Here is a 21,813-nt window from a genome sequence, read left to right as displayed (position 1 = left end):
ATCAAGGGTGTAAAGAATAAATGCTTACTGGATATTGAAAAATGAGAAGACGGTATATTGGAAATATAAATAAGACCACATACATTTGAGATTTCAAATGAATGCGGTCTTATCTTTTTTCTTCCTCAGGTAGTAAGGCATTAATAATTCATGTATTCAACAAATAGTTTTAGGGTATCATCTTTAATTTTATCGGTGTGATGAATATAAGTTTTTGTTGTAGTATCTCTGCCAGAATGTCCTAAGCGTTGCTGAATGCCTACTAAATTAGCTCCTGCTTCAATTAATAAAGTAGGATGCGTGTGCCGGAAACCATGTGGTGATAAATGCTTTAAATGATTTTGATCTTGAATAGTCCGACCCCATTTCCAAGTATATGAAGGTTGGATAAGTTGGTTTTTTGTATTTGAGAATATTAATTGTTTTTCGGCATGTTGGCCTAATAAGCCCAGGGTTTTCTCTTGTTCCTGTTTCCATTCTTTTAAAATCTCACTAGTTTTTAAATCAATTTTAATAATACGAGCTTCTCCGTTTTTTGTATCTCCTAAAAATATCTTGCTATCCTCATCTATAGAAATGGCCTTTGTAACATGGATTTCCTTATTTTCAAAATCTATGTCATCCCAATGGAGTGCTAAACATTCGCTTTTTCGCATACCTGTATAGCCTAAAAGACGGTAGAATACGTGAATTTTAGTTTTTCTTTGATTCTTTATAACTTCTAAAAAGGATACCAATTCTTCTCGGGAGTAATATTTGTTTCCTTTAGTTGATTTTTTTTGTTTAGGAGTATCAACTAATTTAAATGGATTTGATTGAATAAAACCGAGTTTAATACCATAAGTCATTACCATAGAAGCGTATGAAACTACAGACTTATAGTTTGTAAGTTGTTCCACCCAGTTAAATGCATGATGCTCACATATCTTAAAATTAATTTTATCAATTCGAAAACTTCCTATAGCAGGTAAGATATGATTTCTAAATAACCCAGTAGTTTTTAGAAAGGTGGAAGGTTTTACTTTTTTTCTGTAGACAAGAGTCCATTGATCGTAAATTTCTTTATAAGTGATAGTTTGCTTCTTTTTGTATGTGCCATCTCTAAAAGAACTCTTTAGCTTATAATATTCTCTTTGAGCTTCTGTATCCTTTTCAAAATTTCGTCGAGTTGTGCATACTTCTTTTCCAGTAAGAGGATCAACTCCTAAGTAAATTTTAAACATATAACGTGTCTCTCCATCTTTGAGTTTGTATGGTTTAATAGCCGGGTTAATGTACATTATGTTCCGTATCTCCTTATTTAAAAACTATATTCTTTGAAAAAATTATCAATTTCTGTTTTAGAAATTCGTTTTAGACTATCTACTTCTGCGATTTTAAGACCTTTTAGTCGGAATTTGATTAGAGTATTGTATGAAACTCCGGCATACTTTGCTCCTTCTTTTAGGGTCAGCCACTCTGTATTCGATTCTTTTTTTGCAAGCATTTTTATTATTTGTAGCAGCATTTCTTGAACTTCAATTATTTGCATTATTAATCTCCTTCAAATTGTTTGATAGTTTTTTATTTAGCAATATGTTAAGCACCTTAAGGCGTAATTCATAATAACTTCAAGATTTTAAGATTTTAAGAGTAAATCTAATTTTTTTAAACATTTTTCATTTTTTCTGTACATACAAAAGAATTTATATTGAAAGTTGAAATTTTATTATCAAGGCTGGAATAGCCGCTCTTAGTTTTTAACTTCATTAAAGCAACATTGGTATTATATCTATAACTTTTACTCATTCGAATACTTTTTCCAATTCAAACTAAGAAAATTTATTACTTGATATACTTCTTATAAGTGGAGTTGTGATGTTGTTAATTCCATTCGAGAAATAATCTTCTGTCTGTATCTCTCCAAAACTGTTCGGAAAAGTGCTTAGAAAATGACGAACGTTCGTAAAGTATTTTGATACTTTTACGAACGTTCTTTATCGTGTGTCCAGTATATTTTAAGGTGTATGGAAAAGTGTACTTTACGAACGCTTTTTATTTAATGAAACTTTAAATTTAAAACATTGTAAAACGATGTACATTGTTATACGATGTAATAAAGGTTTGAATGAGAGGGTGAGCTTATGGATAAGGAAATTATGAAGGGGAGCATTGATATTCTGCTTCTTTCCCTGATGAACAAACGGGACATGTACGGCTATGAAATGGTAAAGGAATTAAAAGAAAGCAGCGAAGAACTTTATAGTATGAGCGAAGGCACGTTATATCCAGCCTTAAAGAGACTGGAAATAAAGAAGTTTCTCGAATCGTACTGGGAAGAATCGAACACTGGGGCAAGACGAAAATATTATCAAATCACAAATGACGGAAAAAAAGAGTTGGATAGAAAACTGAAAGAATGGAAAAAAGTTAGTGAGTTAATCAATGTGTCTACGGAGGGGAAATTATGGGACAAGACATCAAAACCTATCTTGAACGAATCGTAAGCGGACTGGATTGCAGCAATAAAGAAAAACAAGACATTACGGAAGAATTGTCTGGCCATTTATCCATGTTGGTTCAAGAGTATGAAGAAAAAGGATTTGCGCCAGAGCATGCAGTTGCTAGGGCTTTAAGGGATTTCGGTGACGTCGAAACAATTAAATCAGGTTTGCAAAATTCCATTTTGCCCAAGAAGAATTTTTTTCATAAGTTGGGATGGCTATTCTTCGGGATATATTCTGTTGTTGTTCTTTGGCAGTTGCTCATATTTAGGCTTCTCGATCGCTTGGCAAACCAAGATTCATTCAACAGTTATTTCCGTATATACGATGAAGCAGACGGTTTTTTCAGTGCAAAAACATGGAGTTTAAACTCGAATATTGTTCCGTTCAAAAATACCTATCACTATATGGCAGAGTCACAAAATTTTAACCTGGATATTGTTCTTCAAAATACTTTAGGGAATATAGCAGTTTTTGTTCCTTTGGGGATTTTTCTGGTCCTGTTGTTTAGGCGCTTTCATAGTGTCACAAAAGTAGCGATGCTTGGGTTCACCATAACGGTCACGATTGAACTTGCCCAATTCTTCCTGCGAGTCGGTCAATTTGATGTGGATGATATTATCTTAAATACGACGGGTGCTATCCTAGGCTATTACGTCTTCAAGAGTTTCATTAAGACCTGGAGACTTTTACAATCTTCAAAATCTGAAAAAAGCATCACCTAAAGAACGTAGATCCGAATTAATATTGGTTTACATATCATCAAATTATCGGAAGAGAAGAAGTACGAGGATAAATCTCATTTTACTTTTGTATCTATAAGCAGTCCCTTTGAATGTATTTAATCAAATTATTAGAGTCATAGAAATGGAAATAACTATTTAAAAAAACTTACTTTGGGAAAACAAAGTAAGTTTTTATTTTACTCTATTCTTCTATTTAATACTTATCTTGCTTTACTCGGTGTCTTCCTTCCTCAAATTCTCGAGCTTCTTCATTGTAATAATCACTTATTTCAAGGTTTTTATAGGTAGCAGAAGCAGTGTCATAGACGACATCAAAAAATACTTTTAATTTCGATTCATAAGTTTCAGGGTGTATTGCTTCAAGTGCATCCTCTGCAGCTGTAGTCATAACTTGAATTTCGGCTATAACTGTTCCGCTTACAATAAATTCACTACTTATAATATTTACTCCTCGTATTTCAACCTCTGCAAGATTAAATACATTAATATCTGATACTATCCTATGGAAAAGATTTACGTCAATCCAAAGTTCATTAGATAATTTATCATCTGAATCATCCATTAAATATTCTGTTATATAATTTTTTGTTGATTCTAGTTCCAAAAATTCCATAAAGAGAGCAATGTTCCATGGCTGCTTTCTGAGAGACTCAAGTAATTCATTAGTAGCTTTATATGGTTCCATAAAAGACGCATTAAGCACTGCATGCATATCTCTAAACAAAATAAACCGATTTGATCTTTCTTCTAATTCTTCATGAATTTTTCCTTCTTTATTAAAATAATCGCTTGTATTTCCAGTTATTAGATAACATTTTTCTAATTGTCTTTCTTCTGCTAATTTAGCATATGAAAACCATACTATAGCATCACGAAACTCTTGTTTGGATTCTGTAAATGGTTTTATTCTATGGATTGAACGATGTACTAAATCGGGTAGAAAATCATTGCAGTAAGGCACAATATTTATTACGCCTTCTACCTCCAAGCTTTTGAAATACGAATCATAGCTGTTTAAAATATCTTGTATACTAGGAAGTGGCACGATTGGGACATGTATTTGTGGAACTTGGTTAACAGCCCTATGTCCATCTTTGATTTTGTTTAATTGGTCATTCATGAATGTACTATATTGTCTTCGTGTTTCATCTAAAACTACAGTAGATAGATATATAGGGAAATTATGTTGCTGGCAAATGTTTAAAAATTCTTTGCTTAACTTATTGTTCATAAATACATCTTTACCGTTTTGAAATACTGTAGAATCTAAAAAGAAATTCATTTGATACCTCCAAGAGTTATGTGTTTTGTAAAACTTCTATTCATTCGTTTAAAGAAGGCGATTTTTTGGATAATCAAAATTTTATGTTAAATAGAATTTTAGCTTACTCTACAGAAATATTTACAGCTAATTGAAAATGAAAAATCTAAAAAAATGGTCTAAAGATATCAATCAAAGGAGGCAGATATTCAAATCCTTTACCTTTAAATAACTTACTATTGAGTGAAAAACTTTGTTCCAGCTCTACCGGCGATTCTATCGGATAGAATGCTCTGGGTGAATTAGAACTTGGTAAATCCAAAGCTTCGTCTAAAGTCAGATCTTTACCTACTTCGTGAAGATAACTCACTTCTTTTGTTTATTTGTATAGTGTTCTAATAAAATTTTTCTGAGTCTAATATCTTCTTCAAGGGAATGAATTTTAACTTCTAATTCAGTATTAAGTTTGCCGGTCGTTTTTTTCTTTAATCTAGGTAGTAAGTATTCTTTATCAAAATTGCTCTGTAGCAAGGCGTATAAACCCGCTAAAGTTGCAAAATAAGTAAATTGTTCATAAACAGATTTAGACTCAAGTAAATTCATTAATACTATTTTGTCATCTATATTCTGAGTTGCTTCAAAATAAGGAAATACTTGATATCCAATAAGAAATATAAATGTGTATGTTAAGAAGCCAATAAGAACAAAGGAAGTTGCCACTAGAGATATAACGCTGCTTTTAGATATTTCAATTCTAAGAAAGTCTCTAAAAGTAATTACCGAAACTATAATTATTATTACTTTAAAGAAAAATAAACTCATGATTTTCTCCTAACCAAAAAAGATGTAAAATTTCTGTATTACCTGATTCTTCTTAACTCATTTAATTAATTCCACCCATATTCCCTGAAAATATCGCTGGTATTTGCTTTTCTATAACGATACTGTATATTTCAAAGCATACTATTTCAAGCCTTCTATACGTAATAAAAGGGACTTTTCCAAACTGGTTTATACCATTTACAACCTCTAACATTGACAGAGTAAATCGAAATGTAGAACCTCGTTCTGAAAATTACTGCCATGTATCGTTACGATAATTTTTTACAGTTCTTGCTAAATATAATTGTATCATTTGGGCTGACTGGAGCGGACATTAATTTGTAGTTTTCATACTGAATCATGTCCTTTACTATAAAGTCTGAATCAGCCAATTACTTTCCAGCAACAGATTTACATTTGCCGGCAAATTGATCCCCTGCTCCATGAACCGCTCCTTTAATTGAATCACTACAAACATGGCAAAAGCATGCCTATAGGATTGCTCGAATCATAGCGATGGCCAGTAGATTTAAATTATTCATTTTTACTCAGTAAGTCTAAACAGAAATACTCCTTTCATACTTAAAACTATTGTCTTCTTACGTAACTTTTAATGTTAATTAAATTAGAATCTAACGTAAACTTAAATAGGAAACTAAGAGCAAGTTCTAATCTCTTCCTCTACCTAAAAAGTTTAGATTTATTCGTCAAACAGTGGCTTAACGAATAAATATTACCCAAGTTAAGTTTACATATGAGGGAGTATCGGAAGCCATTAGAGAGAAAGAAAATGCTCTTATTTCAGCATCTTCTTTCTCTTTTTATACTTTATTAATGAAAATAAAATGCGACTATCCGTTTACAAACAGTGATTAAAATTAAATCGATTGCAGGGCATATGCCAAGCTCCCTATCATGATAAATTTTAAAAAACCTTATAACTGACTTAAAGGTTGAAATAAAAAAAGGTAAAAACAATCTAAGTTTAGGAATTGTTGTATAATTTAGAAAAGGATAAAGCACTCTTTTATAAAGTGCGATTGTAATATGTCAAAGGGGATGTAGTATGTCTAAAATTAGCGAAGATGTTATTGTGGAAGAAGAATATCAAGAGGAGAAAAGTGAAGAAGAACTAGAAAAAGACAGAATGAAGAGGGAAGAAAAAAAGAGCAAAGCCGATGAATTATGGAAAGCTATTCAAGCTGGTGATAATAAAACTCTCACTACTCGGGTAGCAAACATTTTGAATAGATATCCAGATACTAGAGATTCGGATCTCACTCTGCAAATGCAATATTGGAGAGTCTACAATGGGTTAGATTCCGAGAATATTGATATAAAAAAACTATATAAACTAGAAAAATTGACCTCTATTGCTAGAGCAAGAGCTAAAATACAAAATGAGTATGAGCTTTTTCAAGCCCGGGATGAAGTAAAACGGAGAAGAAAAACGTTAGAAGAGCAAGAAAAAGAAAGTCAGTTATTAGATAAGCCCTCTTATGATTCACTTGAAGTTTATTCTGATGAAACTGGCAAAACTGGAGACTATGTTTTTGTTGCAGGTTTTTGGTTTTTAAATGCGTCAACGAGTTCAAAAATTCAAAGGGATTTTTTGAAGTGGTCAAGTGAGAAGGAAAAAGCGGGCGTAACGATACCGAATGAATTTCATTTCAAAGATTTATCAAATACCAGCCATGATCAGTTGAAACTCTATAAAGAGTTTTTCAATTTTATTATTCAAAATGGAGAAATGGTTAGTTTTAAGGCCGTTGGAGTGAATCAAAGAAAAATTAAGCGAATGCCGGTTACGGAGTTAGTTATCAAGCTTTACTATCAATTTGTCAGATTAGGTGCTGAACATGAAATTAACTCCGAACGAATTTCTCTACCGAGAAAAATTAATCTCACAAAAGATCAAGATGGAGAAAGCGAATTAGTCATTGAGACTATCAAGCAGGAATTAGGAGATAATTTTAAACTTCATTATGACGATCGATTAATAATGGACCAATTAATTACGATGGATTCTCATAAGAACATCTTTTTACAATTTGCAGATTTGTTCGCAGCAGCCATTAATAGGAAATACAACAATCCAGGGAATAACAATAAAGATGAACTAGCTAATTATATTCTAGAATCTGTTAGGTTAAATGAGATCAAATTTGCTGCTAGTACAGTTGAAGAAGAGAATATTGATGCGAATGATAACAGCGATCACTCAGTTTTATTCTTATTCGACTAACAAGAAAATGTTTGTTAAGTAACCATGATATTTATTTGACGAACTATTCAAATTAAAGTAAATTAGCTGTATTCTCATATATTAAATCATTGAATTAAGATGTTTTCAAAGTCAAAAGGAGCCTAGAAAATGTTGATTAATGAAAAACTCTCTCTCCTTTATAATGATTGGCAGAAAAAGCATCCAGGCCACTTTATAGCAGGTGGAGTTGTAGATGAAAGCAGATATGAAGACAGTAGAACCAAGATTTTATTTCTGCTTAAGGAAGTGAATGATACCGAACAAAAAGAGAATTGGTCTTTGGTTCAATTAATGCAAGATCAAATCAGCAGCTTAAAGTTTTACCGAATCTGGGCAATTGTTGGAATATGGATTTTTGGACTACAACAAGGGTTCCCTCCTTATAAAATACTGCTTCCAAACCATCCAGCAAGTATCACAGATGGTTTGTTAAGCATTGCTACAACTAATCTTAAGAAAACAGGTGGAGCTGGCCAGAGTAACCCAGAAGAAATAAAAGAACATGCGCTGCTTAATAAAACTTTATGGATGAAAGAAATTGAAATTATGAATCCGGACGTCATTATTTGCGGTGGCACCTTTTCAATCATTCAAGAAATATTGGGATTCGAGATAACTGAATGCGATTCAGGAGCAAATATTGGAAAACATGAAGATAGGCTTTTTATCGATTTTAACCATCCAATGTATCGGATTAGTCCAAAACTGTTTTATGCTTATTTTAAAGAAACGATGCAAACTTTAGGTTATTAAAAAGGAGAAGAGAGCATTTGAATAGAATGAATTCCTTTACTCAATCCACCGTACCACCAAAAATGGCAGGTTATTTTGTGGATGGTAGTCCTCCAAATATCAATGAAGCAATTGAAAAATTCTCACTAGCTTACAAAAAACAACCACTCTTGGTAAATGAAATGCTCTTTCTTCATCAAAAGGGAATGGAATCTTACGCCGAAAGTATTCGGATTCCTCATTCAGAAACCATTGGAGAAATCTATATGAGAGAGATTTTTCTTACAAATGACAAGAAAAATTTCTTTTCCTTAAGGTGGTCCATTGTAAAGGCTCAGAAAACGATTCAAGAACAAAAAAGACATAAAGAATTCCACCCAGTCACCCTTATGAATATTGCACAAGATGAATTGAATGAATCTCATTTTTCAGTAGCAATACACAATAAGAAACCTGGTATCTTGATTAGCTATGAACCTTGGTTAACCAGTCCTTATTTTCACTTTTTAATTGATGGGAACCACCGGATTGCAGCCAAAGCCCAAAAACAACCGAAAAATGCTCATTATCCAGTTATGATTCTAAATTCCAAAGAAACCTTTGAAACGCTTTATCATAGTTCTGATCAAGCATTCTTTCTCATCCACCTTTTATTTACCTTGAGTATAAATTTAAATGCACATCATTCTAATTTTAATGAGCTAAGTTCTATTTATAGAACATATAAAAATCTAAGTTCGGTATTAAAAAATCAGGGTCATCTTTAAAGAGCTTAATACGAAGATAAAACAATTAACATATGAGAGCTTATTGGATGCGGAGAATAACAATTATTAACATAACGGAGTTTGAGACCGCGAAAAATTATGAATACAAACAAAAAGGAGCGGAAAAATAAATGCCGCTCCTTTCTATTATATAATTTATGCCTCATCTAGAAATCCGAATTCAATTTCAAATACATCGATAGCCTGATGTTCAATTAAATAATCTTGAGCTTCTTCAGGACTAAATGCTTCTATATCCATATCTCCAGTTTTAGAAATTCCATTGGTTTTAGACATTTTAGACATAGCACCACCTTCTTTTAATAAAAAGTATGATCCTTTTTTTGTTTTATATAGAGCCTCGCTATAGTAATTTATATCAGTGGTATATAATTTATTGTCATAGTGATAAAGCCTCGTTGCAGTCTCGCTATTGTACAATTTGTCATTAATAATTTTCTTCATTTTTATATTCTCCAGTCATTTTTTTAGATTTTTTTATAATAATGAAACTAACTCCTCAATTGCTTACTTAATTAAAGTCTCCTTTCTACAGCCTTTTATTTTTGTTATCGTAAGCATTAATATTATAGCTAGCATTTTGAGCTATTTGAATACTTAAAGAAAGGTTTTTGTTACTTATGTACGAGTTTTGACATTTAGAAAAAGAGTGCGGAAATTACGATTATCGCACTCTTTTTTTTTATAACTCTATATCAGGCACTGGTATTCCTCTATTTTTCTAATCATCACAGCCATTTGACATGATACATACCACGTATGGCCACCTACATTATGATAGTTCAGACATAAATGTGGAGGATATTTGCAGAGCTGTCATTGGCATCTTGTTTATTAATTTAATTTGCTAAGGATGAGTTTCTTCTGTTATATATGTGTTAAATAGCCAACCGACATTTCTTATGGAAATCTCCTTTTAAAACATGGTAAGGTATATAGAAATGATGAAGATAAAACGAAGTGGTACAATAATCACATAAAATGTTATCTTTCAAGATAGGAGAGTAATATGGTTTTTAAGTTCTGCCACACTACCGAACAAATCACAAACGAAAACATCTATGGAAGAATTGGTGTTTAGAAGAATATAAATACGAGGGTAAATAAAAAGGGTAGAAGATGCTTGAGTGAAGAACGAAAATCACTAGTACTAAATGTAGATCATATTCTTCAAAATCAGTTCTTGTTAGCTGACTACATAATGGTTCCTGAATATCAAGAGAAGCTTGAAAATGCATCGGTTTCAGATATTCGAAAGGTTATGATGCATTTTCAAAACGAACAAAACGTAGAGGAATTTGCTTCTATTTTTAAAAGCGGATTGTATGAACAATGCACTAACAACAAAAATCGCAACTCTAATTATGATTTTTTGAGTTATTCAAAGCAGTATATAATTTGTAATTTAATATTAGAAAGCAAAATCAGACGGTTGAGGCATTCATCAATGCCATTAATCAAATACATATGAGTGTACGGTTAGAAGGTTTAATAAAAAGTATAGATAGCAAGAAAGATGATATAGAAAGATAGGTGATAACATGATTCTACGTAGATTAGGAAATATCTTCAATGACACCGTTGGGGGAGCTGCTAAAAGTGGAGTGAATGTTGTTAGTAGAGCAGTATCTTCTAAAAACGAGAACGCGGGAAAATACCTTGGCGAAATTGGTCATGTAGTGGTAGACGCTTCAAAAAATGCAGTTGATTCTGTTACCCAATTTGGAGATGGAGCCTTACATACAGGGTACGGTTATATAAAGAAGGATGAACTTCATAAACAACAAGGGTTACACGATTTAAAAGACAGCACTGGAAGAACAATCAAGGGAATTGGAACAGGAATCAAATACACCGTTAAAAGTGCTGGTGTTACCGTTAATGGAATTAGAACCAATGACCGAGAACAATTAGTCAAAGGGTTAAAAGATTTAGGTAAAGTGGCAGCAGTAACAACCTTTGCAATAGGTATCGTAGATATTGTAGATGGAGCGGATAGTGTAGAGGCACAAGAAATTGAAACAAGAAATGACCATTTAGCTGGTTCCACTCACCTAGAAACAGGTGTGCCTTTTGAAACCAAAGTAATCGAAACTCCTTCTGGAGAAGTGGTCGAAGGTTTATTCCCTGTCTTTGATTCTCAATTTAGTGCGGTACTTGCAGAGGAAATGTATTTAGAATCCGATAACACTCATTTTAAAATTGCTAATGAAACGTTATATCAATCTATCATGCAAGACTCTAGCCTCGCTAATCAGTTAGGTCTGTCTCCTTCTGATGTTGAAGCTCTTTCCCACAACGCTACTCCTAGTGGCTTCGACTGGCATCACCACGAACAACCGGGAATTCTTCAGTTAGTAGATGAAGAGGTACATCAAAACACAGGACATACAGGTGGTCGAGAAATATGGGGCGGTGGATCTGAATACAGATAATTTCACTAGCTAGAGAAGAAAGGGGATTTGGAAATGAAAGCAGAAGGAGCTATGTTAATCATGTTTGTTTTAATGGTTACTTTGTTGTGGTGGAAAGTTATACTGCCGATTATTGAACCATTAATAATCATAATGTTAGCATTCTTTTTAATAAAATACATATTAATACCATTGGTCGTTTTCTTATTGGGGAGTATATTATTCCCCCTCGCTCTTTTTTTGGCAAAGGCAGCACTTGTATTAATAGTGCTTTTTATCGTATTTCTGATATTAGGGAATCTGTATTTGAAATTTATTGGGGAAAAATCTCCCCAATAACTAATTAATTCCTTCCACCTATAGTAGAGGGGATTTCTATTAAGTGATTAAGTAGACAAACCCTGCAGCAGTAGCGATCAAACAAAAGGCTCCAATCAAAGCAAAGAACATCCATATAATTGCTACCCATGTATCGCGAAGTGACTCTTAACTCCCTCTTTCTCAAATTTGAAATATTAAATCCAAACTTCGGTCTTATTTTAATAGGGTTTTTGTTAAAAAGTTATTATTTCTCTTTATTATTTAATTCTTTTTTGTTGTTAAATCATGTTTATTTAATAAAATAAGAGTGCGGAAATAGCCAATATCGCACTCTGCTATGTTCTAAAGGAAATTTTAATAGCGTAACTAATGTATCTGTAATTGAAATTGTTAATGCTTAAACTAAAAAACATTTTTTTGATTAAGTTTCGAAATAGCGGATCAGCATTGAATTATATAAAGTCAAAAGGGCAACGTAATAGCCGTTGTCCTTTTTGCATGTCAAAAAATAAAATATCACATATCGTAGTAAAACGAATATCCGGAATTAGGAACAAAAGATTTAATAAAAAAAAATTTTGAAACTTATCAGTAGCGCAGTTATTCATATAAAGACAGCGATCAAGATTTAAAGTAAACGCACATTAATTAATAGTTACTAATAGACGTCACTCATTGTCGATACTATAAAATAACGCCATATATCAAGTTGCATAGGTGACATCCGTTAGATTAGAGACGTCTAAGAGTATCTACTACTGGTAACTCTTATAAGTAACCATGTGTAATAGTCACCTTTAGTGGTTACTTATAAGAGATACCATGCCTGGTAAACATAAAGAATGTCATAGAGGAAGAAATATTTAAATATATATGAACAGCTAATTGGATGCAGCCATTCGATAAAACTATGTATATCACGTTTTAAAACCACATCTAAATTTAGTTTATGAAATACTTTGCGATTTTTGAACCAGTGGTTAAGTAAATAATATATAGGAGAGTGCCGCTAGTTATAACAAAGCAGAGATTTTTTGATTTCGATAAAAGAGGCATATTTCAACCGTGCTTCTTAATCACGGGGAATATATTCATTCACGCGAACTTTATAGAAATTATTAACAATACGATCTAAACTGGTATTCAATCAGTTCGCTAACTGCAGTCGAGTTATTTATTGTTCATATCATTTTATCGAAGGAAAGGTTGCTACAGGTGAAAGAAACGGTATTAAATTCGATTTGAATAAAACTTCTCACAAACTGTTTTTTATTCTTCTAAACAGTGTTCCTATAACGGAAGTAGGTCTTTTTTGGCATAAGTGCTTCTCAAACTTGTCCTTCTTCAGAATTTAAGAAAATTACCCTGTCATATTGATTATGAAGAATATAAGAATAATCCGATTTTAAAAGAAGCAACAGGTAATCCAGCTGCTTATATAAATGTAGTCTAAGAAAGGTACTAGATTTAAGTTCTTTAAAACATTGCTAGTTAGCCTACTGATATGGTTAGCAGTCAAGAACTAAAAAAGAATTTTTTAAAAAGTCTTCAAAAGAGAATTTTAGACGATAAGATATCTAAGTAATAGCCACGTTCTTTTATTTTAAACAATTTAGCGCTTTGAGAGTAATCAGTTTTTCGGTTTAAAATACTATATTACTTAGAGCAAGTTGGTTACTTCGCTGATATATCTCCTAAGTAACATAGTTACCTAGGAGTCAACAATAAAAGAGAAAGAGGGGTGAAAAATTAAAGCGAGGTTTTTACACCAATTTAAATAGAAAAGGAGAAAAAAATGAAAGATAAATTTATCATGAAAGGAAAGGGCAAATCAAGGATTGAGGTGAACGTGGGTGAACTTTTAATGTTGAATTATTTAGAAAAGCATCATTTACTATCAACCGAGCAGTTATTTAAATGTTATACCAAAATATATTTAAGTGAAATTCATCCGTATGCATTTAAAAATCGTCTAAGAAAATTTGAAGAATTTAAGCTTGTTAGATCTTCTAACTTTGCAGAAGGATTTGATGGAGAAAGATTTAAGTATTATACCATTGGGACTGCTGGTATTGATCTATTGATAAAAGAAAAACTATTATCTGATGACTATAATAAGAATCGAATATACCATCGTTTAAACAAAAAAAATGTTCTGCATTTTCTCATGACACAAGAAGTAGTTTTAGGTATTAAGTTGGTTTTAGAGGAAAGACAGAACATGCCAGTCTATAAAGATATGAATTTTTCGTTAAAAACAAAATCTTTGTCACCTGCAGAATATACTTACGATATATGGATACCTAAAGTAAGTGGAACGGTGAGTAGAAATAATAAGGGGGCTAATTATGCAAGAGCAGCTGCTTATATGAAAAGTTCTGGTTCTGAAAGACGAAGTGGACACTATGTTTCCATTATAAAACCAGATTGGATAATGAAAAGATCTTTTATTGATCCGAATGAACAATCAAGAATTCTTAATATCGAGTTGGACACTGGAACAGAACAATGGTCACAAATTGAAGAAAAAATTTGGAGATATTGTATTGTTGCAGAAAGGAATAAAGATTGTAAACATGCTGTGGTATTCGTATTGCCAGATGAAACGTTTTCTATGCGTACTAAATACGGTGATAGGAGCCAAAGAATTAAAAACATGTATATGAATCTAGAGAAAGATACTAAGCTTATAGAAAGAATGAAAGAAGTTAACTTAGACGTAGGTATTAATTCTTTAAAACATATTGGAAGAAGAGCTGCTATTTATTTACAACCAGAGTATTTCGAAGAGGAATAGTATTAAAGTTAATAAAAACAAGGGAAATCCCCAATTTTCATCTGCAGGTAAGCTATTAATTTATGCTTATAACTGCAGATGCGAATTGGGGATTTTTATTTAAAGAAAGGAAGAGGCAGTGATGGAAAACAAAAATCCAAAAAGAGTTGTCATTAAGGAAGAGTTAGTGGAGCTAACTGGTAACTTTACCTTAGCCGTTACTTTAAATCAGCTATTGTACTGGTCTTTAAGGGTTCGTGATAACGATAAATTTCTCTATGAAGAAGTAAATCATAACTCTACTAATACGGAAAAGAACATGCAATATGGCTGGATATATAAAACATCAGAAGAACTTTCTCAAGAAATTATGATAGGCAGCCAAACTACAGTAAGGCGATATTTAAAGGATTTGGTTACAAGTGAGTTTATTTTTGAAAGAAGAAATCCTAATCCGAAATATAAATACGATAAAACGTTTCAATATAGAGTGAACCTTAATAAGATCAAAAAAGATTTAAATAGTAAGGGGTATAAGTTAGACCACTTTGAGGATTATTACAATGAAAATGAAGTTGTGAAGGAAACTGAGCAACGTATTGATAGACCGATAAATCAAGATGAATCTACGAATAATCAATTTGCTTATTCGATGAAACAAAATGAAGCAGCAATACCAGAGATTACTTCAGAGAATACACTTAAAGATATAAATAATAAAGAAGCCGTGAGGAATAATAAAAATTTAATAAAGGGTGAAAAAGCTAAAGAGATAACGCAATATTACTTAGAAAAGAGCAGAAAGCCTTTTTTAACTATCAAAGAAAAAGAAGCAGTTATGCAAATTGTAGAACTAGAATTGCCATATTTAAAAGTTAAAGAACTAATAGATAAATGCTATGAAGACTTTAAAATGAATTCTTCAAATAAATCCATTCACTCATTTAAATATGTTGCAAATTATATATTTCAGCATTACAAATCTCAAGAAACAAAATCAAAAATAAAAAATACTCAGGAGGAAAAATTAGATGGAGAAAATAAACAATCAGCTTATAGAGGTAGAGGAGAATCTGCGGGAGAAGAATGGCTTAAACTCATCCGAAGAAAGAGAGACGGAGGAAATAATGACTCAGGTATCAGATAAGTGTATGTATAAAGAATGTGATGGTACTGGTTTAATTCATGTCATTAAATCCAATTCGGAGTCTTTAATGAGAATATGTCGCTGTCGTAAAGATAAAGAAGTAACAATAAAGCTGCAGTCTGCAAATATTCCATTGGACTTCATGGGATGCTCAGTAGCAAATTTTGACTTAGAAGTTTATAGAGACGAATCAAATAAACAAAAAGCAGAGTTTGTTAAACATGTAGCTAATAAATTCATAGAGAACTTTAATGAATGTAAATCCTACGGGAAGGGGCTATACCTTTCCAGTCATATGACTGGAAGTGGTAAAAGCCGTTTAGCCGTTAGTATCGCAAATGATTTGATTAAACGATTAAACATCAACGTATTGTATACTTCTTCGATTAATATTTTCACTGAAATTAAGAAAACTTTTAGTTCAAATAGCGAATACAAAGAGCATGAAGTTATAAAAGCTTATGCAACGGCAGAATTGCTGATTATAGATGATTTGGGAGTAGAAAAAGCTTCGGAATGGTCAGAGAGTATTTTTACTCAAATACTTGAAGAACGAATGAACAATCGAAAATTAACGATTTTCACTTCAAATATACACATTGAAGATTTATTAAAAAAATATCCAAATGGAAGAGTGCAAAGTAGAATCCAAAAAATGACCTTTCCGCTCGCCATGCCGGAAGAAAGTGTTCGATTCCAACTATCGGAAAAGGATAACTACAAATTATTCGATGAAATATTTTCCAAAGATATTGATTAATTTATTCTTTTACACTTAATTCATTTATTTAGTAAAAGGATACAAAAGGACGTAGAGGCCTCTTTTTTGTTCGGGAGTAAGAGAGGATATAGTCAAATGTAATAAAGAATCTATGTCTTCATTAATATCGATTGAACTAGTTTCGAATTTAGTATCTAAAATCACTTTTTTTCCTTCCAGTTTTAAAAAGAAATCACTTAAAGAGATATTTAGTCCGTTACAAATGTTTGTTAGAACAGATATGGATAACTCCTGTGTACCATTTTCAATTCTGGATAGGGAAGATTGTGCCATGTTAATTTTTTTAGCAAAATCAATCAATTTAATGTTTTTTTCTTTTCTATATTCTTTTATAAGCTTTCCAGCAATAAGGTTATCCATTGTACAATCCTTTCTAAAATGAAAATTCAATTCTAAAAGAAATAACTCTCTTTAAGATCACTAACTATGATTTTAACGTATTATTTATCAGTTTTACAAATATCCAAAAGTAATATAAAATTAAGTGATTCCTTCTAAAGGAATTATTATTAAAAAGGAATTAAAAGGGGAGATAAGATGGTTCAAGGTTTTCAACAGGCAGTCAATAATTTGGTGGAGAAAAGGATAGAAGAAGTCATCAATAGTAAAGAATTTATGTCGTATAATGAAATTCTCGATCATGACTTAGAGGAGAAACTTAAACAGCTAAAACAATTCGACAGTGATGAAGCTAAGATGAATGCTTTAAGTGATTTAAAAGATAACATTTTCGAACAAGTATTTTCACAAACCAATATTGCATATAAAACTGGATTTAATGATGCTTTTATACTTGCAGTAGATATGTTTGTGATGCCCAAAAAAATATAGAGTAGTGAAGGGAGAAATCCAGTGGAGATTTATGATGGTAGACTATTTATTGATGTGTCAACTCTTGTAGAGCATTCAGAAGAAGAAGAGATGAAAAACAAAGCGCATGAAAACTTTACTTCTGAATTATTTACGGAATTAAGAATTTTGTTGGGGAATAAAGGATATATGACTGGCATCATAGGGGTGAATTTAGAGCATGTGGAATTAGCTAAGGAACATGATATAAAGCTGATTAAATCTCAGGTAGACGCTGCAAAGCGCCAAATTAACAGTGTTTATAATAAAGCCAATGATTTTGAATGCGAAATAGAATAGAAGTAACGAAATTCCAAGGCAGATTTTAATGTATTGAACTCTTTGATTATAATTTGCCTAAATTAAACTAAATAAAGAAGGCAGAGAGAAAATGATTAGTTTAATTGTTTTACCAATGAATTTTTTCGATAGGTCCTTGAATATCGAAGAGTTAGAGTTGGAATTAAATTATTATATGCTTGTGCAGTTAAATGAAAATGGTTATGTAGCTATTGAAAATCTTGATAGGAAAATTGCTGAAGAATTAAATGATCTTAGAGAAGATGAAAAATTTTACGTGCCTACAGTTATAGTTTTTAAATACAGAGATAGGGAAATTAGTAAAACTGATTTATTCGTTTATGTATATCTTTGCTTATTAGCCTTCTCAATCGATGATAGTAAAGTAAAACCGCTAAAAAAGGAAATATCCCGTAAACTAGGGAAAAGAAAAACAGAAGTTGAAGAATCATTGAACAATCTTATAACTGTCGGTAAAGTTTTTCAAGATCGAAAAAATAGCGGATATTATATTATTGATGAATTAGCTAATCCGATGAAAGTTTATGAGTTGGAAGCATATTTGAGAAGAGAGAAGAAACAGAATAATCTTCTCGGAATTGTGAAGTAGTACTTTTAAATATCCGATATATAATTGAGCCATTCGAAATTTGGACAACATTAAGTTGTACCTTATATGGAGTGGCTTTTTAATGAAGTTCAAGAACAACTATTTTAATCTAGATTCTCGTTTTGACATTTTTTTTGCATTCAATAGTTCTTACCCAAGCATGTCATTATTGACATGCTTCTACTATAATGAGGATATGTAAGATTTTAACTCAAAGGAGAAAACTAATGATTAACTTTCAAGATAAAGTAAGCTTCATCTGGTCAATTGCAGAAGTATTGCGAGGGCCTTATAAACCGGAAGATTACGGGAAGGTAGTACTGCCTCTTGCAGTACTACGCCGCTTTGACAGCGTGTTAGCGGATACAAAAGAAGAAGTGCTGACAAGCTATGAAAAATATAAAACAATGAATGAGGATGCGCGTGAGCCGATTTTAAACCGGGTTGCCAAGCAAACTTTCCATAATACAAGCAAGTATGATTTTGCGAAGCTATTGACCGACTCGGATAATATTGCTGAAAACTTGCGCGACTATATAAATGGTTTTTCGAAAACGGCCCGGGACATTATGGAACATTTCGATTTTGATCGCCAAATCGACAAGATGGAACAAAATGATTTGCTGTACTTAACAATCAAACGCTTCAGTGAGCTTGACCTGCATCCGAAGACTGTATCGAATGTGGAAATGGGTTATGTCTTCGAGGAATTGATCCGCCGTTTCAATGAGAATGCGGAAGCAGGGGATCACTATACACCTCGTGAAGTTGTACGCCTAATGGTTGGCTTGCTCTTTAATGAAACTGAGGATCTAACTAAACCAGGAATTACACAGACATTATACGACTGTGCAGCAGGGACGGGCGGTATGGGTTCCGTGGGCCAGGACTATTTAAAAGAGCTGAATCCAACTGCAGATCTTGAGTTTTTTGCACAGGAAATTAATGCCGAGTCGTATGCCATTTGTAAAGCCGACATCCTGATTAAAGGGGAAGATGCACGCAATATCCGCCGAGGTAATACGCTGACAGACGACCAATTTAAAGGACAAGCATTTGATTACCTGATTTCGAATCCGCCGTACGGAGTGGACTGGAAGCAATGGGAGAAGAAAATAAAAGGCGAGCATGAGGATCAAGGCTTTGATGGCCGATACGGCCCCGGCACTCCCCGTACGAGCGACGGACAGCTTCTGTTCCTTCTACATCTGATTTCAAAAATGAAGCCTGTGACTGCAGAAAACCCACAAGGTTCTCGTCTGGCGATTATTATGAACGGTTCCCCGCTTTTCACAGGAGATGCAGGTTCGGGTGAAAGTGAAATCCGTCGCTATGTATTAGAAAACGATTTAGTTGAAGGGATTGTCGCGATGCCAAACGACCTTTTCTACAACACCGGCATTTCGACATATATTTGGATTTTGACGAACAATAAAGCACCGATTCGCCACGGCAAAGTAGCATTAGTGAACGCAGTGGACTTCTCGAAAAAGATGAAAAAAAGCCTGGGCAATAAGCGCAATGAGATTACGCAGGAGCAAATCGATGAAATCATGCGTCTTTACGGCAACTTCCAGGAAGGCGAGTTTGTTAAAATCTTTGACAATGAAGATTTCGGCTATCAAAAAATCATTATGGAACGCCCGCTCCGTCTGAACTTCCAATTCAATGAAGAACGCATTGCGCGGGTAATCGAAGAAAAAGGCTTTGCGAACTTGGCGGTTTCCAAGAAAAAAGGCGACAACGGCTTAGCAGAAATTGGAGCTGGGAAAGAAATGCAAACACAAATTATTGAAGTACTGCGCAGCTTCCCAAGCGAAGAACTGTTTAAAAATCGTGAAGAGGTAACCAAATTGCTGAAAGATGCTTTCAAGGCAGCGGGCATTACAATTAGCGCACCTGTCTTAAAAGCAGTGCTTGCTGGTCTGGCTGAAAAAGACGAAACAGCAGATCCCTGCATGAAAAATAAAACAGAAGCAGAACCGGATGCAGATTTGCGTGATACGGAAAGCGTTCCGCTTAAAGAAAATATTGAAGAATATGTTGCTCGTGAAGTCCTGCCGCACGTACCGGATGCATGGATTGACCAATCAAAAACAAAGACTGGTTACGAAATAGCGTTTACTCGTCAATTCTATAAATATACTGCAATTCGCAGTACTGCAGAAATTATAGAAGAAATCAAGACGTTGGAAGCGGAGATTATTGAGCAGTTGGAGAAGGTGATGGGATGAGTAAGTATTCTCTTATAAAATGGAAGTACTTGGCGAAAGAAAATATGATGTATGGTGCTAATGAATCTGCTGAACATGATGACATGTCTTACCCAAGATATATTAGAATTACGGATTTAGACAATGAAGGAAATCTAAAAGAAGATACTTTTAAATCTTTGCCTCCTCAGATAGCAGCACCATATTTATTGTCTGAAGGAGATATTTTATTGGCTAGAAGTGGGGCTACTGTTGGTAAGGCATATATTCATAAAGGTGACCTGAATGCCTGTTTCGCAGGTTATTTAATTAAATTCTCCTCAAGAAAAGATCTTGTTAATCCTAAATTTGTATTTTACTATACACAGACAAAATATTATGCGAGTTGGATTGCAGAAAACACTATACAAGCAACCATTCAAAATGTAAGTGCTGAAAAGTATGCGAATTTACAAATGCCTTTACCGTCGCTAGATATTCAAGATGAAATTGTAAAATACTTAGATATGAAAGTAGATGATTTAAATATAACCGTTTCATCAAAAGAGAGACTTCTATATCTATTAGAAGAAAAACGCCAATCGATTATTACAGAAGCTGTCACAAAAGGACTAAATCCAAATGTAAAAATGAAAGATTCTGGCGTGGAATGGATTGGAGAAATTCCGGAACACTGGGAAGTTAAAAAGGTTAAACATTTTTCGAAATTAGTCGGCAGTGGAAAAACCCCATCTGGAGGTTCTGAAGTTTATTTAGATGAAGGTATACCTTTTTTGAGAAGTTTAAACGTACATTTTGAAGGTATAAGATTAAAAAATTTAGCATTTATTTCAGAAGAAATTGATAACGAAATGAGAAGTACAAGAATTCAACCTTTAGACAACCTCTTAAACATAACAGGAGCATCTATAGGGAGAAGTTGTATAGTGCCAAAAGATTTTGGACGAGGAAACGTGAATCAACATGTGTGTATAATTAGGGTAAATCAAAATAAAATCAATCCCTATTATTTTAATTCAATTATGAATTCGAAGATGGCTATGGACCAAATAATGACAGCTCAAACTGGAAGTTCAAGAGAAGGATTAAACTTTCAGCAAGTTAAAAATTTGATGTTTCCTGTGGCGCCTCTTGAAGAACAAGAAGAATTAAATCGATTCATTTTTACTAAACAAAAAGAAATTTATAACGTGATAAATCGTATTGAATCACAAATCCAAAAACTAAAAGAATACCGCCAATCTCTGATATACGAAGCAGTAACAGGCAAGCTTGACGTACGTGAGTTAATAGCTGAAAAATAG

General features: G+C 33.0%; 22 protein-coding genes. 16 read left to right on the top strand and 6 right to left on the bottom strand.

Features of this window, described 5'->3' with window-relative positions; translation table 11 throughout:
* Positions 1-140 precede the first annotated feature (140 nt).
* The gene (locus ACRRQV_RS15810) at positions 141-1,280 is read right to left on the bottom strand and encodes a tyrosine-type recombinase/integrase (RefSeq protein WP_432532623.1); all 1,140 of its coding nucleotides are present in this window, start codon (positions 1,278-1,280) and stop codon (positions 141-143) included.
* A gap of 20 nt (positions 1,281-1,300) precedes the next feature.
* Complete coding sequence (locus ACRRQV_RS15805) at positions 1,301-1,531, bottom strand: DNA-binding protein (RefSeq protein WP_432532621.1); 231 nt, start codon at positions 1,529-1,531, stop codon at positions 1,301-1,303.
* A gap of 592 nt (positions 1,532-2,123) precedes the next feature.
* Between ACRRQV_RS15805 and ACRRQV_RS15800 the strand changes: the two genes are divergently transcribed.
* Together ACRRQV_RS15800 and ACRRQV_RS15795 are read left to right on the top strand one after the other, a co-directional pair.
* Entirely contained in the window at positions 2,124-2,486 is a 363-nt protein-coding gene (locus ACRRQV_RS15800; RefSeq protein ID WP_432532619.1) for a PadR family transcriptional regulator, read from the top strand.
* Positions 2,447-3,208 carry a VanZ family protein gene (locus ACRRQV_RS15795; protein ID WP_432532617.1) on the top strand — a complete coding sequence of 254 codons (762 nt, stop codon included), beginning with the start codon at positions 2,447-2,449 and terminating at the stop codon, positions 3,206-3,208. Before ACRRQV_RS15800 ends, ACRRQV_RS15795 begins: the two co-directional genes overlap by 40 nt.
* 214 nt (positions 3,209-3,422) lie before the next feature.
* On the opposite strand, the gene ACRRQV_RS15790 is transcribed toward ACRRQV_RS15795, so the two are convergent.
* Both ACRRQV_RS15790 and ACRRQV_RS15785 read right to left on the bottom strand, forming a co-directional pair.
* Positions 3,423-4,511: a PIN domain-containing protein gene (locus ACRRQV_RS15790; RefSeq protein ID WP_432532615.1), complete on the bottom strand. Its 1,089-nt coding sequence runs from the start codon at positions 4,509-4,511 to the stop codon at positions 3,423-3,425.
* Positions 4,512-4,856: 345 nt separating this feature from the next.
* A complete protein-coding gene (locus ACRRQV_RS15785) occupies positions 4,857-5,312 on the bottom strand; it encodes a hypothetical protein (protein ID WP_432532613.1) in 456 nt (151 codons plus the stop codon).
* A 1,066-nt stretch (positions 5,313-6,378) separates the two neighbouring features.
* Here ACRRQV_RS15785 and ACRRQV_RS15780 point away from each other — a divergent pair.
* The 3 genes from ACRRQV_RS15780 to ACRRQV_RS15770 all read left to right on the top strand — a co-directional run bounded on the left by ACRRQV_RS15780 (position 6,379) and on the right by ACRRQV_RS15770 (position 9,077).
* Entirely contained in the window at positions 6,379-7,557 is a 1,179-nt protein-coding gene (locus ACRRQV_RS15780) for a DUF3800 domain-containing protein (protein WP_432532611.1), read from the top strand.
* Between the two features lie 129 nt (positions 7,558-7,686).
* Positions 7,687-8,331, top strand: coding sequence for a hypothetical protein (locus ACRRQV_RS15775; RefSeq protein ID WP_432532609.1), 645 nt, complete (start codon positions 7,687-7,689; stop codon positions 8,329-8,331).
* 17 nt (positions 8,332-8,348) lie between these two features.
* Complete coding sequence (locus tag ACRRQV_RS15770; protein WP_432532608.1) at positions 8,349-9,077, top strand: hypothetical protein; 729 nt, start codon at positions 8,349-8,351, stop codon at positions 9,075-9,077.
* A gap of 156 nt (positions 9,078-9,233) precedes the next feature.
* On the opposite strand, the gene ACRRQV_RS15765 is transcribed toward ACRRQV_RS15770, so the two are convergent.
* Positions 9,234-9,542 (bottom strand): hypothetical protein, encoded by a 309-nt coding sequence (locus ACRRQV_RS15765; protein WP_432532606.1) that lies wholly within the window; start codon positions 9,540-9,542, stop codon positions 9,234-9,236.
* A gap of 679 nt (positions 9,543-10,221) precedes the next feature.
* Between ACRRQV_RS15765 and ACRRQV_RS15760 the strand changes: the two genes are divergently transcribed.
* From ACRRQV_RS15760 to ACRRQV_RS15735, 6 genes are all read left to right on the top strand, one after another.
* Positions 10,222-10,569, top strand: a complete 348-nt coding sequence (locus ACRRQV_RS15760; RefSeq protein WP_432532605.1) for a hypothetical protein — start codon at positions 10,222-10,224, stop codon at positions 10,567-10,569.
* 70 nt (positions 10,570-10,639) lie between these two features.
* Positions 10,640-11,533: an HNH endonuclease gene (locus ACRRQV_RS15755; RefSeq protein WP_432532604.1), complete on the top strand. Its 894-nt coding sequence runs from the start codon at positions 10,640-10,642 to the stop codon at positions 11,531-11,533.
* 33 nt (positions 11,534-11,566) lie between these two features.
* A complete protein-coding gene (locus ACRRQV_RS15750) occupies positions 11,567-11,851 on the top strand; it encodes a hypothetical protein (protein WP_432532602.1) in 285 nt (94 codons plus the stop codon).
* A gap of 1,777 nt (positions 11,852-13,628) precedes the next feature.
* Positions 13,629-14,630 (top strand): replication-relaxation family protein, encoded by a 1,002-nt coding sequence (locus ACRRQV_RS15745; RefSeq protein WP_432532600.1) that lies wholly within the window; start codon positions 13,629-13,631, stop codon positions 14,628-14,630.
* 118 nt (positions 14,631-14,748) lie between these two features.
* The gene (locus ACRRQV_RS15740) at positions 14,749-15,756 is read left to right on the top strand and encodes a hypothetical protein (protein ID WP_432532598.1); all 1,008 of its coding nucleotides are present in this window, start codon (positions 14,749-14,751) and stop codon (positions 15,754-15,756) included.
* The gene (locus ACRRQV_RS15735; protein ID WP_432532596.1) at positions 15,737-16,516 is read left to right on the top strand and encodes an ATP-binding protein; all 780 of its coding nucleotides are present in this window, start codon (positions 15,737-15,739) and stop codon (positions 16,514-16,516) included. The genes ACRRQV_RS15740 and ACRRQV_RS15735 overlap by 20 nt, the downstream gene beginning before the upstream one ends.
* 24 nt (positions 16,517-16,540) lie before the next feature.
* Here ACRRQV_RS15735 and ACRRQV_RS15730 read toward each other — a convergent pair whose 3' ends face one another.
* Positions 16,541-16,897: a helix-turn-helix domain-containing protein gene (locus tag ACRRQV_RS15730; protein ID WP_432532594.1), complete on the bottom strand. Its 357-nt coding sequence runs from the start codon at positions 16,895-16,897 to the stop codon at positions 16,541-16,543.
* 177 nt (positions 16,898-17,074) lie between these two features.
* Here ACRRQV_RS15730 and ACRRQV_RS15725 point away from each other — a divergent pair, with 177 nt between their 5' ends.
* The 5 genes from ACRRQV_RS15725 (at position 17,075) to ACRRQV_RS15705 (ending at position 21,813) form a co-directional block, all read left to right on the top strand.
* On the top strand, positions 17,075-17,368 hold the full coding sequence (locus ACRRQV_RS15725; RefSeq protein WP_432532592.1) for a hypothetical protein: 294 nt from the start codon (positions 17,075-17,077) through the stop codon (positions 17,366-17,368).
* A 21-nt stretch (positions 17,369-17,389) separates the two neighbouring features.
* On the top strand, positions 17,390-17,686 hold the full coding sequence (locus ACRRQV_RS15720) for a hypothetical protein (protein WP_432532590.1): 297 nt from the start codon (positions 17,390-17,392) through the stop codon (positions 17,684-17,686).
* Between the two features lie 91 nt (positions 17,687-17,777).
* On the top strand, positions 17,778-18,296 hold the full coding sequence (locus ACRRQV_RS15715) for a hypothetical protein (protein ID WP_432532588.1): 519 nt from the start codon (positions 17,778-17,780) through the stop codon (positions 18,294-18,296).
* Between the two features lie 227 nt (positions 18,297-18,523).
* Positions 18,524-20,530 carry a type I restriction-modification system subunit M gene (locus ACRRQV_RS15710; protein WP_432532586.1) on the top strand — a complete coding sequence of 669 codons (2,007 nt, stop codon included), beginning with the start codon at positions 18,524-18,526 and terminating at the stop codon, positions 20,528-20,530.
* Entirely contained in the window at positions 20,527-21,813 is a 1,287-nt protein-coding gene (locus ACRRQV_RS15705) for a restriction endonuclease subunit S (protein ID WP_432532584.1), read from the top strand. Before ACRRQV_RS15710 ends, ACRRQV_RS15705 begins: the two co-directional genes overlap by 4 nt.

It is taken from the genome of Planococcus sp. YIM B11945, assembly GCF_050864155.1.
GTDB lineage: Bacteria > Bacillota > Bacilli > Bacillales_A > Planococcaceae > Planococcus.
This window is presented reverse-complemented; position numbering and strand designations above follow the sequence as displayed.